Raw genomic sequence first — 267 nt, 5'->3', positions numbered from 1 at the left:
CATACGAATTCGCCCTTTCTCGGGAAGGTTGCGGGGTTGGTCAGGACAATCCAGACTCCGAAACCAACTGGATGGCCGACCAGATGTTCGGCGACACCGTCGTCCAGTCATGGCAGGATTCCCCGCCACTGAGGTTCCAACTGCTAGCAACCGGCACGTCCGCAGCGCCTGTCGACAATGCACCGAGTTTCGGCAGCGCTGACCTACCCTTCTGGTGATCCCAGTGGGTTTGAGAACGGGGCGTGGCAGGAACGCACCCGTTGGCGG

Annotated in this window: 1 protein-coding gene; it reads left to right on the top strand. The window is 61.0% G+C overall.

All coding sequences use genetic code 11. The features are described 5' to 3' along the window. The coding region (locus MKD49_RS26010) for a hypothetical protein (protein WP_252697741.1) at positions 1-218 on the top strand (218 nt) is incomplete at its 5' end. Positions 219-267 lie beyond the last annotated feature (49 nt).

Origin of the sequence: Herbaspirillum sp. WGmk3 (genome assembly GCF_023952535.1) — a bacterium.
GTDB lineage: Bacteria > Pseudomonadota > Gammaproteobacteria > Burkholderiales > Burkholderiaceae_D > Herbaspirillum > Herbaspirillum huttiense.
The sequence above is the reverse complement of the archived record's forward strand: the minus strand, read 5'-3'. Positions and strand labels throughout refer to the sequence as shown.